Origin of the sequence: Bradyrhizobium sp. (genome assembly GCF_035652035.1) — a bacterium.
Classification (GTDB): domain Bacteria; phylum Pseudomonadota; class Alphaproteobacteria; order Rhizobiales; family Xanthobacteraceae; genus Bradyrhizobium.
This window is the reverse complement of record NZ_DASREO010000046.1, coordinates 1-12125: the sequence shown is the minus strand read 5'-3', so window position 1 is coordinate 12125 and position 12125 is coordinate 1. Positions and strand designations below refer to the sequence as shown.

Annotated in this window: 12 protein-coding genes and 1 pseudogene; 10 read left to right on the top strand and 3 right to left on the bottom strand. The window is 62.5% G+C overall.

From position 1 onward, the window contains the following. A pseudogene (locus VFB05_RS13730) lies at positions 1-138 on the top strand (IS5/IS1182 family transposase); the annotation flags it as partial. A gap of 64 nt (positions 139-202) precedes the next feature. Here the strand turns inward: VFB05_RS13730 and VFB05_RS13725 are convergent. After that, a complete protein-coding gene (locus tag VFB05_RS13725; RefSeq protein ID WP_325013236.1) occupies positions 203-670 on the bottom strand; it encodes a UBP-type zinc finger domain-containing protein in 468 nt (155 codons plus the stop codon). 54 nt (positions 671-724) lie between these two features. Next, positions 725-1180 (bottom strand): VOC family protein, encoded by a 456-nt coding sequence (locus tag VFB05_RS13720; RefSeq protein ID WP_325013234.1) that lies wholly within the window; start codon positions 1178-1180, stop codon positions 725-727. A gap of 233 nt (positions 1181-1413) precedes the next feature. Between VFB05_RS13720 and VFB05_RS13715 the strand changes: the two genes are divergently transcribed. From VFB05_RS13715 to VFB05_RS13705, 3 genes are all read left to right on the top strand, one after another. Next, a complete protein-coding gene (locus tag VFB05_RS13715; protein ID WP_325013232.1) occupies positions 1414-2178 on the top strand; it encodes a c-type cytochrome in 765 nt (254 codons plus the stop codon). A gap of 78 nt (positions 2179-2256) precedes the next feature. Then, complete coding sequence (locus VFB05_RS13710; RefSeq protein WP_325013230.1) at positions 2257-2637, top strand: nuclear transport factor 2 family protein; 381 nt, start codon at positions 2257-2259, stop codon at positions 2635-2637. 178 nt (positions 2638-2815) lie between these two features. Beyond that, a complete protein-coding gene (locus VFB05_RS13705) occupies positions 2816-3076 on the top strand; it encodes a hypothetical protein (protein ID WP_325013228.1) in 261 nt (86 codons plus the stop codon). Between the two features lie 505 nt (positions 3077-3581). Here VFB05_RS13705 and maiA read toward each other — a convergent pair. After that, the gene (gene maiA, locus VFB05_RS13700; RefSeq protein ID WP_325013225.1) at positions 3582-4262 is read right to left on the bottom strand and encodes a maleylacetoacetate isomerase; all 681 of its coding nucleotides are present in this window, start codon (positions 4260-4262) and stop codon (positions 3582-3584) included. Positions 4263-4490: 228 nt separating this feature from the next. Here maiA and VFB05_RS13695 point away from each other — a divergent pair, with 228 nt between their 5' ends. The 6 genes from VFB05_RS13695 to VFB05_RS13670 all read left to right on the top strand — a co-directional run. Next, on the top strand, positions 4491-6308 hold the full coding sequence (locus VFB05_RS13695; RefSeq protein WP_325013223.1) for an AMP-dependent synthetase/ligase: 1818 nt from the start codon (positions 4491-4493) through the stop codon (positions 6306-6308). Between the two features lie 167 nt (positions 6309-6475). After that, a complete protein-coding gene (locus tag VFB05_RS13690) occupies positions 6476-6868 on the top strand; it encodes an ester cyclase (RefSeq protein ID WP_325013221.1) in 393 nt (130 codons plus the stop codon). A 451-nt stretch (positions 6869-7319) separates the two neighbouring features. Further along, the gene (gene glp / locus VFB05_RS13685) at positions 7320-8531 is read left to right on the top strand and encodes a gephyrin-like molybdotransferase Glp (RefSeq protein WP_325013219.1); all 1212 of its coding nucleotides are present in this window, start codon (positions 7320-7322) and stop codon (positions 8529-8531) included. A 280-nt stretch (positions 8532-8811) separates the two neighbouring features. Further along, positions 8812-9825, top strand: a complete 1014-nt coding sequence (locus VFB05_RS13680; protein ID WP_325013217.1) for an ABC transporter permease — start codon at positions 8812-8814, stop codon at positions 9823-9825. Between the two features lie 110 nt (positions 9826-9935). Next, on the top strand, positions 9936-10958 hold the full coding sequence (locus VFB05_RS13675; protein ID WP_325013215.1) for a sugar ABC transporter substrate-binding protein: 1023 nt from the start codon (positions 9936-9938) through the stop codon (positions 10956-10958). Positions 10959-11031: 73 nt separating this feature from the next. Beyond that, a partial coding sequence (locus tag VFB05_RS13670; RefSeq protein WP_325013213.1) for an ABC transporter permease occupies positions 11032-12125 on the top strand: 1094 nt, incomplete at its 3' end.

The following is a 12125-nucleotide window of genomic DNA, read 5'->3' as shown; positions in this document are numbered from 1 at the left end:
TACAAATGGCGTCATCTGGTCGAAAACTTCTTCTGCTCTCTCAAGGCATTCCGACGCATCGCAACCCGCTACGAGAAGACCGACACCTGCTTTGCCGGCTTCCTCAATCTGGTCGCGCTTTTCCTTGCCTGCCGGTGACTGCAAACAGGCCTTAACCCGTTTATGCGGCTGGCCAAATCAGAACGCACGCGCACCGGATTTTTCACGCCTCGCAGGGCGATGCCGAGCGAGGCCCGTTCCACATCGCACCCGACGGGCAAATCAGGATCGAGAAGTGTGGACGCAGTATCCCTGGCATAGGGCTGCGTGCGCGGAGCGGAGAAATGTCAGAACGCCATTTGGCCGGTTCACTGGCATGACCAACGCAGACCGCTACACCCAACTCGCAAACCAATATGGAGACGTGAAGCTTCGGGCCGGCGAGGAAATCTCCAGTACGATAGTCGTAAAACCATCGCTCGCCTGGCTCGAAGCTCGTGATTATCGGGTGCCCCGTAGCCGCGTTATGTTTCGATGCATGCTGATTAGGTGAAGTATCACAGCAGCCGATGTGCCCGCATTCGACACACCTGCGAAGATGCAGCCACCACCCGCCCACAGCCGAACATTCAACGCAATCCGTGCCGCTTGGCTTGGCTGCGGGATTGATGCCATCCCTCTCAGACTTCATAGGGTCACTGAGAGTGTATGCGGTCATCGCAGATGCTTTCACGCATCCTGCTGCTTAGCCGTAAGCAACGCCCGGGTTGCTTTGCCCAACTTCTATAATATAGCCATCAGGATCGCGAATGTAGCAGCGCGTCTCGCCGTACTTGGGCTTCGGCTCCGTGATGAACTCAGCTCCTCGACTTCGCCAAAGTTTATAGCACGCTTGAATATCTGCAACGCGGATATTCATAAAGCTGCTGACTAAATCGGGATCGGCGGGGACGCTGAGCGTTACCGATGGTTTGTCGGGTGTGGGACCGCCCCCGGGGTTAACAAGTAGCCAGGTGTTCGCGATCTGGATGTACCCCGGCGCGCCGCTGTTGTCGCCTCTGCTCAGAATGCGACCTCCGAAGACCGTTTCGTAAAATCGAAGCGATCGCTCGACGTCGGCGACTGTGAGAAAGTGTGCGACGGTAAACCCGTCCTGCGGCGGCATCTGATAGGTTTTCTGCTCGACCTGTACTTGGTTCATGCACGGCTCCTATGTTGATCGGCCTGCCCAATGCCATTATAGCCGGTCCTCAGGGGGGCGCTTTCAACTTGTGGTCACAGCCGCGCCAACGTTGCCAATGCGGCACGTGGAACAATCAGACGGAATATTTGGCTAGGAACGCGAGAACAAGACTCGCGATGTCGTCGCTCTTCTCGTCCAGGGAGAAATGGCCAGCGTCGAACAGGTGGATTGCGGCATCCGGCAGATCGAGCTTGAACGCCTACGCACCCGGGGCGATGAACGAGGGATCGTTCCGCCCCCCAGACCACCAAAATCGGGGGCTTGTGCTCAGCAACCAGGCTTGCTGCGCGGTCGGCAAATATCCGCTCCGGGTCCTTTTCGACGGATTCGGCGGGGACGTCGGCGGGTTGATGTCCGCTTCGTCCCTGCAAGCACCGTCGCCGGGCCAGAGGCGTTGCGTTTGGCCGAACGTTTCGGACGGCAAGGCGGTTGTTGACCTGCGTCAAACTGGACTCGGCCCGGGACCGCTAGTAGGGTTCCCGAAAACAGGACGGGGGCAGGATATGATGACCAGTTGCCTGAAATGGTTGATGGTTGCCGGCGTCACCGCTGTTTTCGCGGCAGCCGCGGCGCGCGCCGAAAATATCGATGCAGGCAAGGCGGAATTCCAATCCTCATGCGCAAGCTGCCATGGAGCGGATGGCAAGGGCAAAGGACCTGTCAGCGAGCAGTTGAAGGTTGCGCCTGCCGATTTGACGGTCCTGGCCAAGAAAAACAACGGCGTTTTTCCCACCAACGCCGTTTACGAAACCATCTATGGTTCGAAAACAATCTCCGCTCACGGGACGCGTGAGATGCCGATTTGGGGTGACCGCTTCAACCCCACCATGAACTATCCGCACATCATCGATCCGACTTATGATGCGCTCGACCCGTCGAAAGGATTGCGGGACGTCGTCGTGCGAACGCGCATCCTCGCTATCGTCGACTATCTCAGTCGCATTCAGCAGAAGTGACGACCGACGCGCGTCGGATTGCTTGACCTCCGGCCGGGCGCGGCCGATCTTCCATCAGAGCATCGATGGGAGAGCGAGATGGATGACCGAACCGTGCGGCTGGCGCTGGAGCGTCACTGGGAGGCTTCGGACGCCGGCGATTTCGAGGTCGAACATGAGATCTACCGCGAGGATGCCGTCCTTGATTATCCGCAATCCGGTGAGCGGCTGCGCGGCCGGCGCAATATCCAGCAGAGTCGTTTCCTGCAGCCGAACCGGAAGCGTTTCACGGTCCGACGCATTGTCGGCAGCGGCGACCTCTGGGTCACGGAATTCGTTCTGAGCTATGACGGCCGACCGTCATACACGGTGAGCATCATGGAATTCCGCGACGGACAGGTGGGACGCGAAACGCAATATTTCGCCGATCCGTTCGACCCAGCCCCCTCGCGTGCGCATCTGGTTGAGCGAGCAGCGTAGCAGCGCCCTTGGTCCCGCAATACCGCCGCGCGGCACCGTGAACATTCCCAGAATTGAACCAACACGAGGGCCGGCCACACTCAAACCAGGTGGCGACTGCGCAGGACTGCAGCCGGTCTTGGCTCGGCCGACCGACGACGCCCCTGGTCGACGCAGTCCTTGATTAACGGATCTTTGGATGCGGCTTTTTCTTTATGAAGTCGTCGCTCGCATCGTCGCGATCTATTTGTGCTACGATTGTGGCCGCCGGATATGGTATGGCCTGGTCGAAAGGAAGATCACGCTGATCAATACTGATCTTCTGGACTGGTGGACGCCGTCGCAGGTTCTTGACAGAGATAGCGCGCCGGTTCGGTATTGGCTCATCATGGGCACGCAGGCCTTCGCCATGCTTGCCTGCCTGGTCGTCGCGATTATCGGGTGGCAGCCAAAGACGTGAGCATCTGCCGACCTGTCCGGATTTGGGCCGTGCTGGGCGAATTCAATGTTGTGGTTCTCTTTTTGCTGGGTGCTCCGTTGAGAATTGGAGTCGTATTGCTGCTTGCCACTGTGCCTTGGTCGGCATCGGCAGAGACGAACAAAAACGAGAAGCTAAACGAACTCCTTGCTAAGCTCAGAGCTTGTGTCCGGACGTATGCACCGGCCGCTCGCACACAGACCACTCGCAATCCCCTCAACTTTTTGATTGAGACGTGTTCTCCTCCACTGAGAGCAAGTGACCTGACCAGTCCGGGAGCGAGCCCCGATGCGAAGCCGGGTGCCCTTTCGCCAAGTGATCTCGCCGGCGTGGGCGCCATTCCGCCGGGCCTGTTTCGACACGTTGTCAGCGAGGAGTGGGCCGATATCATCGACCCGACGCGCGCCCGTTAGCGCCCTGCTCATTTGTAGCTGGAGGTACGCTCTCCAATCGGCGTGCGACCGCAGGCTGGTCCCGGGCGTCGGGCTCATCTGCCAGGGCTGACGGTCGTCTTCACGTATCCGGGATAGTCAGGCTGCGCTTCCGGACGTGCCCGCCTGAACGCCTCGAGCTTTGAGCAGCGATCTTCGATTGCGATGAGGCGCGGAAAGGCCGAGAGATCGCACCGGAATCGTCGCGCATTGTCGACGACCGGGACCAGATGAAGATCGGCCCAGCCCGGGTTGTCCCCAAAGCAATAGCTTTGAGCGCTCGCGCGCCTCGCCAGCAGCTCCTCCAGGGCGGTGAATGAGATCGTGACCCAGTTGCGATACCAGGCGAGCACCGCTTCATCCGAGGCATTCATCTCCTGCGTCAAATACTTTCGGACCCGATAGTTGCAGAGCGGGTGCGTGTCGGAGGAAATGAGACAGGCGAATGCGCGCGCCTGCGCCCGTTCGATCGGGTTTGCCGGCAGCAGCGGGCGCTCGGAATACACGTCCTCCAGGTATTCCAGGATCGCGCCAGATTGGGCAATGATCTCCTCGCCAACCTTCAAGGCGGGCATCAGCCCTTGCGGATTGATGCGGCGGTACCCCGCGGCCTCCATGGAGGCAACCGACACGTAGTCATACGCGAGGCCCTTCAGATTCAGGGCGATGCGAACACGCTCACCCGCGGAATTGCGCGACTGAGTGAAAAGCGTGAGCGGCGGACGGTCTATGGTCATGACAAACGTCCCCTGGCAGTGGCCTGCCGAAACAGATGAACGACCGAGCAGCGCTTATCCGAATTGTGGCTGAAGCGCGAACGCGCCCCTGATCTTTGCGGCACTCCGTTGATCCCGGTCAAGAGAGGTGCCATCGATTCCAATAAAGTCCTTGTTTCAAAGGTTTGACTTGTTTCAAGGGTGTGACTTGGGCAATCCGTGGCGCATCGCACGGAGGTAGCGGAACGAATGCAAGAGACGATTGGCGCGGCTGTCGAGGTCAGGGCTGAGCCCGGCTCCGATAGTCTTGAATCGGTCAGGACACTGCCCGGCCTGTTGGCGTGGCGGATTCGCAGGACGCCGTCGGGCGAGGCCTATCGCCGCTTTGATCGCCAGAGCCATGGCTGGACGAGTTGCTCCTGGCAGGCGGTCGGGGATGAGGTGCGCAAATGGTGCGCGGCGCTTGCGCGGGAAAACCTCGCCAAGGGCGACCGCGTCGCGATCCTGGTGCCGAACGGGATGTCCCATATCGCCATGGACCAGGCGGCGCTGGCGCGCGGGCTGGTGCCGGTGCCGATGCATGCGCTCGATAATCCCGAGAGCATTTGCTACATCCTGCGCGACTGCAGCGCAGCTCTGTTGTTGGTGGACTCGGCCGCGCAATGGCAGGCGATTGTCAAGTCAGGTGATGTCGGGCCGAGCCTCAGGCGCATTGTGTGCGCCAGGGCCGAGGCGGCCGAGCTCGCGTCCGACAGCCGCTTGATGCTCCTGGAGTCGTGGCTTGCAGCTGCATCGGATGCGCAGGACAGCGCGCCCGAGGTGGAAGTGTTCGCGGGCGATCTTGCCGCGATCGTCTACACGTCGGGGACGACGGGGCGGCCGAAAGGCGTGATGCTGTCGCATCAGAACGTCCTCTCCAACGTAAAGGCCGTCGCCAGGCGTTTCGATACGCATGAGGGCGACCTGTTCCTGTCGTTCCTGCCGCTGTCGCACACGTTCGAGCGCACCGCCGGCTATTATTTCCCAATCGCGGCCGGCGCGTGCGTCGCCTTCTCGCGCTCGGTCAAGGAGCTTCCCGACGACCTGAAGCAGGTGCGGCCGACGATCCTGATCTCGGTGCCGCGCATCTATGAGCGGTTCTATGCCCGCATCATGGAGGAGCGAGGCAAGCGCAACGCCGTGCAGCGGATGATTTTCGACGCCGCGCTCGCGATCGGCGGACGGCGCTTCGACGCCCGGCAAAAAGGTCAGCGCCCAGCGCTGATCGACGAGCTGGCCTGGCCGTTGCTTGCGCGCGCTGTCGCCGCTCCGGTGCTCGCGCAGCTTGGCGGGCGCCTGCGGGTTGCCTTGACCGGCGGCGCACCGATCGGGGCCGAGGTGATCCGGCTGTTTCTCGCGCTCGGGCTCGACATCCTGCAAGGCTATGGCATGACCGAGTCCTCGCCGGTCGTCGCCGTCAATACGCCCGACGACAACGACTATCGCTCGGTCGGCCGCGCACTCGATGGCGTCGAGGTCAGGCTTGGCGAGAACGACGAATTGCTGGTGAAGGGCGCAAACGTCATGATGGGCTATTGGCATCGCCCCGAGGATACCGCGCGCGTGAAAGAGGCCGACGGCTGGCTGCACACCGGCGACCAGGCGCGCATCACCAACGGCCGCATCTACATCACCGGGCGGATCAAGGACATCATCGTCACCTCGACCGGAGAGAAGATCGCGCCCGGCGATCTCGAAACGGCGATTCTCGGCGATCCCCTGTTTGCGCAGGCGATGGTGATTGGCGACAACCGGCCCTATCTGGCCGTGCTTGCCGTGCTCAATCCGGAGCTCTGGGAGCACGAGAAGGCGGCCTTGGCCGAGAACGCCCGCGCCGATTTTCTGCGCAAGCGGATCGCGCTCGCCGTCAAGGCCTTTCCCGCCTATGCGACGCCGCGGGCGGTGTGGTGGACCACCGAGCCCTGGACCACCGAGAACAGCCTGCTGACACCGACATTGAAGAACAAGCGCAACAACATCCAGGCGCGCTTTGCCCAGGAGATCGAACGGCTCTACCCGCACCGGTAAGCCATCGCGGTGCAGCAAACGCCGACCTGGGGTGACGACCTTGGGTGGAACCATTTCGACGGTTTGGCGTTCCACTGCCTGTGCCGTGCCAGCCCGCGGCTCAAGCATCCGGTCGGCCCTGACCCATTAACGGGTCAGGGCCGGTGCTTTTTGGCCATGAGCCCGTCATGCCGGAGTCCGACTTGTCCGACGTCTACCGGAGGTACATCGCTTGCCTCAACGCGCAGGACTGGCCGGCGCTTGGACAATTCGTTGCGACGAACGTCTCCCACAACGACCGGGAGATCGGGCTGTCAGGCTATCGCGCGATGCTGGAGCAGGACTTCGACGACATCCCGGACCTTCATTTCAATATTGAACTGTTGATCTCGGATGCGCCCTATGTCGCGAGCCGGCTTGCCTTCGATTGCGCGCCAAGGGCAAAATTCCTTGGCCTCAACATCGACGGCAAGCGCGTATCCTTCGCCGAGAACGTCTTCTACGAGTTTCGGGCGCGCAAGATCGTGCGCGTCTGGTCGGTCATCGACAAGGCGGCCATCGAACAGCAGCTCCACGCGTGACCGGCTCAAACCTAGCGGTAGGTCAGCCAGACAAACAGGGCCGAGACCACGACAATCGCAATCGCGACCGCCATCCAGTTCTGAACCGGGACGCCAAAAACCGGAAACTGCGCAACCAGCCACTGAGACATCCGGTGAGCTTAGTTGCCCGAGCTGACACCGACCTTACATATCCTCAAGGCGTGGCTCTGACTTTTGACGCGCGTTCGGTGTCGACCGTCACCCTGAGGTGCGAGCGGAGCGAGCCTCGAAGGGGGACGGCCCGGCTCTCGCGGCGGGGCCGTTCATCCTTCGAGGCCTCCGCTGCGCTCCGGCGCCTCAGGATGACGGTTCTGCCCTTCGCCGTTTTGATTCAAGCGAGACGCCCCGGCTTTGCCTCGCGGCCCCCACTCGGCTAGAACGCGCGGAGCCGACGGTCCCGAACGAGGACGAGAAGACGGAGTTTTGCCCCTTGGCCCTGATGCCGGTTGCCGACGCGCTTGCCGCGATCCTTCACGACAGCGAACCGCTCACTGAGGAGATGGTTGCGCTCGATGTCGCGCATCGCCGTACGCTGGCGCGCGACGTCGCGGCGCGGCGCACCCAGCCGCCGCAGGCGATGTCGGCGATGGATGGTTATGCGGTGCGCGCAGCCGATGCGGCGGCGGTTGGCACGCGGCTCAAGGTGATCGGCGAGGTCGCAGCCGGCCGCCCGTTCGACCGCGCCATCGGCGAAGGCGAAGCGGCACGCATCTTCACCGGCGGTGTCATTCCCGATGGCGCCGACGCGGTGGTGATCCAGGAGGACACGGTTGCCGACGGCAACACCATCACCATCACCGAAGCCGCCAGGACGGGGCGGCACATCCGCCCCGCCGGCGTCGATTTCCGTCAGGGCGACGTGCTGCTGAAAGCGGGCAATCGCCTCACCGACCGCGACCTGTCGCTCGCCGCCAGCATGAATTATCCGGAGCTGCCGGTGCGGCGGCGGCCGAAAGTGGCGCTGCTTGCCACCGGCGACGAGCTCGTGATGCCCGGCAACGAACCCGGGCCCGGCCAGATCGTCTATTCCAACGGCTATGCGCTGCGCGCCCTGATGCGCAGCGAGGGCGCCGAGACGATCGACCTCGGGATTGCCGCGGACACCATGGCCGCAACGACCGCGGGCATCCGCGCCGCGCGCGACGCCAAGGCCGACATCCTGGTCACGACCGGCGGCGCCTCGGTCGGCGATCATGATCTCGTCAAGAAGGCGCTCGATGCTGAAGCCGTCGCAATGGCGTTCTGGAAGATCGCCATGCGGCCGGGCAAGCCGATGATGCACGGCCGGCTCGGTTCCATGCGCGTGATCGGCGTGCCCGGCAATCCCGTCTCCTCCTATGTCTGCACGCTGCTGTTTGTGGTGCCGCTGATCCGCGCCCTGCTCGGCAGCACGACCATTCATCACCGCCGTGAAATGGCGCTGCTCGGGCGCGATCTGGCGGCCAATGACGTGCGCGAGGATTATCTGCGGGCGATCATCGAGGAGCGCGCCGACGGCACGCTGATCGCCAGTCCCGTGACGGCGCAGGATTCCTCGCTGCTTGCCAACCTCTCGCGTTCGCAAGGGCTTGTCATCCGCGCGCCCTTCGCGCCCGCAGCGAAGGCCGGCTCGCCTTGCGAGATTTTGCGGCTGCCGGAATAAAGATCGACACGCGTTGTGTGCTTGTCGGCCGCGGCAGGTTTGAAACGCTGTTTGAAACAGCGGCCGCCACGACGTGGCCGCACGTTCGCCGAATGCGAACGCGCGATCCATCATTGACAGCGATCAGTTCCGTGATTCCTCGCAGCGATGTTCATTTGCTATTTGACGTCTGATGCAAACCCATGGAAACTTGCGCGCAAGCAAAAGATAATTCGGGAGGATGTGATGGGCACGGCCCTGTCCACCACGGATACGCGGCGTCGCGCGCGGGAGATGCGTCGTGGCCGTTGAAACGCCGCTTGCGCCGGCAAACACGCCCCGCTTTCGCCTGCTACTAACCAAGCCAACCCAGGAGCAGATCGTGCTGTTGATCACGATCGCACTGGTCATCGTTTTCGGACTGACGCTGAGCGGCTTTGCCACGGTGTCCAATCTGCTCAACCTGCTCCGCAGCATCTCGATTCTCGGAATCCTCGGCCTCGGCATGGGACTGATCGTGATCAGCCGCGGCATCGACCTCAGTGAGGTCGCGATCATGGCAGGCTCATGGGCGATCGCCCTCAACGAGATCCAGCAGGGCATGCCGATCGGCTGGGCCTGCCTGGTCGCGCTGGGGCTTGCGCTGGCCATCGGCGTCGTCAACGGCGTGATGGTTGCTTTTGTCGAGGCACCCGCGCTGTTCGTCACGCTGGCGGCGGGCTTCGTCATCTACGGACTCGCGTTCTGGTTCGCACCAGCCTGGGTGGTCTATGCGCCCAAGGATGCACCCGCCCTGATGTTCCTCGGCGCCGGCCGCCTGTTCGGTGTGCCACTGCCGATCTTCGTCTTCGCCGCCGCTGCACTCGCCATCCATCTCTTCCTGTCGCGGACCTCGATCGGGCGCTTCATCTATTCACAAGGCGACAACCCCGAGGCCGCGCGCCTCGCCGGCGTCCCGCTGCGGCCGCTGATCGTGCTCGAGCATACGCTGGTGGCGTTGCTGGCCTGGATCGCAGGCCTCGTCTGGATCGGCACCACCGGCAGCATTCAAATGGCGATCACGCAGGGCACCATGATCTTCGACGTCGTGCTGGTGGTCGTGATCGGCGGCATCAGCCTGATCGGCGGCCGAGGCAGCGTGTTCAGCGTGGTGGTGGGATGCGTCCTGATCGGCACGCTGCTCAATGCCTTCACCATCATGGACGTCAACAGCGAGGTGCAGAACATCATCAAGGGCATCGTGCTCTTGGCGGCCATCGTGCTCGATAATTTCCTGCATCCGCGCGACGAGGAGACCGCGCGCCAGGGAGATTGAAAGAGGAGCGAGAGCGGAGACTCACAAAGAGCCCGGCCAGCCGGGCCGATCGAAACGCTTCGAATCAAAAAGCACAGGCAAAACACAGGCAAAAACACAGGGAGGAGTTCATGACATCAAGGTGGAAATGGCTGGCGCTCGCCGCCGGCGTTGCGGTGGCAGCACTGCCGCTGGTGACGAAGGCGCAGGAGGAAGGCGGCACCAAGACCGCCCGCGAGCTGCGCGCCGACTATGACAAGTCGCTCAAGGGCAAGACCGTCGCCTATTTGCCGATCGCGCTCGGCGTGCCGCTGTCCGACGAATGGGGCCGCGTGGTGCAGGAAGAGGCCGAATGGCGCGGCATGAAATATATCGTGCGCGATCCCAACAATAATCCGTCGGCGATGCAGCAGGCCCTGACCGCGCTGGTCGACCAGAAGCCCGACGTGCTGATCGTGCAGAACCCCAGCGTTACGCTTCTGATGAAGGATCTGAAGCGCGCCGAGGCTCAGGGCACCCACGTCATCCAGATCAACATGTCCTCCAACTACAAGTCCGGCGCCTTTGTCGGGGCCGACTGGAACGAGGTCGGCCGGATGCTGGCGCAGGACGTGGTCAAGGAGTGCGGCACGGGAAGCGGCAAATCCGGCAAGGTGCAGATCGTCCAGGGCGAATTGACCGCGGCGGCCAGCGTCGACCAGGTCGCCGGCATAATGGAGGTCTTCAACAAGGATCCTGCCATCAAGGTTGTCTCCAACCAGGCCGCCAACTGGGACGCCAACACCGCACTCAACACCACCGCGACCGTGATCCAGCAGCATCCGGATCTCTGCGCCAGCGTCGGCTTCTGGGGCATCATGGAATCAGGCGCCGCGCAGGCGATCCGCAATGCCGGCAAGATCGACCAGGTCAAGGTCTATGCCTCGGGCGAAGGCTCCCAGCTCGACTGCGATCAGGTCACCCAGGGCAATTTCTACAAATTCCTGAGCTACAAGGCGACCGAGCAGGGCCATGACCTGATGTTCGCCGCCGAGACGCTGTTGGAATCCGGCGACAAGCCCGGCACCAAGCATCTCGAGTACTACACCCGTCCGATCTGGCTCGACAAAACCAATGCCAACGGCGCGAACTGCTTTGCGCTGCCAAAGAAATAGCGGCGCGACATGATAAGCCGGCCCGCGCGCAAGCCGGGCCGGCTCCCACGCTCACTCCCCGGGGATGCTCTAGATGTCGATGGCGGTGGATTCATTTTCCGCATCCGTCAGGCGCTTTTCGCCGCGCCTGTTGTTGTCGGAGCTGTTGCTCAAGCAGTGGTTCGAGCCGGTCATTCCCTTCACCGTGATGATCGGCCTGTGGCTGTATTTTGCGCTGACCGTTCCCGACTATGCCACGGTGCAGAATACGGTCTCGCTGCTCAGGCTGTTTGCGGAATTCGGCTTCGTGGCGCTCGCGATGGGCTTCTGCCTGATATCAGGCGGCATCGACTTGAGCGTCGGCGCGATCTTCGCCTTCTGCAATTTCGCCGCGCTCTATTTCCTCTACGTCACCGAACTGCCGGTCGGGCTCGCCATTGCGGCGACGCTTGCTGTCGGCGCGGCGCTTGGCAGCATCAACGGCTTCCTGATCGGTTTTTTGAAGACGCGGCCGTTCCTGACGACGCTGGTCACGCTGATCATCCTGCGGGCCTCGGTCAACCTGCTCAACACCAGCTACGCTCAGGTGTTTGCGACCAATTCGGTCGATAGCGATGCCTGGGATTTCCTCGGCATCGGCAGCGTGCTCGGCATTCCCATCAATGCCGCAACCCTGTTCGTGGTGCTGCTGGTCTGCCACATCTTCCTGTCGCGCTCGCGCTATGGCTGGCATCTGACCGCCATCGGCGCAAACAGGAAGGCGGCGCGTCACGCCGGCATCCGCGTCCGGCTGATCCTGTTCTTCACCTATGTGCTGTCAGGCACGCTGTGTGCGGCGAGCGGCATCTTCTATGCGGCGCGGCAGTCCTCGACGGATTCCACGACAGGCGTCGGCTGGGAGTTCCAGGCTTTGACCGCGGTGGTGCTCGGCGGCGTCTCGCTCGCCGGCGGCAAGGGCACGGTCTGGCGGGCCATGATCGGCGCCCTGATCATCTTCCTGTTGATCAATGGCCTGGTGCGGATGGGCATTCCCGGCTACGTCACCTCGGCCGTGATCGGCATCATCCTGCTTGCAGCCGTCGGCATCGACGTCAAATGGGCCAAGAACCGCGGCAAGGCGATCCAGAAGATCTACGTCAATCCGGCTTTCGTGGCGCTGGCGCCCGCGCCGTCGGTGCAGCCCGGCTC

Excerpts from the sequence above, each read along its gene's own strand:
- VFB05_RS13725 (WP_325013236.1), bottom strand. The coding sequence starts at position 670 with ATGAAGTCTGAGAGGGATGGCATCAATCCCGCAGCCAAGCCAAGCGGC.
- VFB05_RS13690 (WP_325013221.1), top strand. The coding sequence starts at position 6,476 with ATGCCGGAGTCCGACTTGTCCGACGTCTACCGGAGGTACATCGCTTGC.
- VFB05_RS13705 (WP_325013228.1), top strand. The coding sequence starts at position 2,816 with ATGCGGCTTTTTCTTTATGAAGTCGTCGCTCGCATCGTCGCGATCTAT.
- maiA (WP_325013225.1), bottom strand. The coding sequence starts at position 4,262 with ATGACCATAGACCGTCCGCCGCTCACGCTTTTCACTCAGTCGCGCAAT.
- VFB05_RS13695 (WP_325013223.1), top strand. The coding sequence starts at position 4,491 with ATGCAAGAGACGATTGGCGCGGCTGTCGAGGTCAGGGCTGAGCCCGGC.
- VFB05_RS13710 (WP_325013230.1), top strand. The coding sequence starts at position 2,257 with ATGGATGACCGAACCGTGCGGCTGGCGCTGGAGCGTCACTGGGAGGCT.
- VFB05_RS13720 (WP_325013234.1), bottom strand. The coding sequence starts at position 1,180 with ATGAACCAAGTACAGGTCGAGCAGAAAACCTATCAGATGCCGCCGCAG.
- VFB05_RS13675 (WP_325013215.1), top strand. The coding sequence starts at position 9,936 with ATGACATCAAGGTGGAAATGGCTGGCGCTCGCCGCCGGCGTTGCGGTG.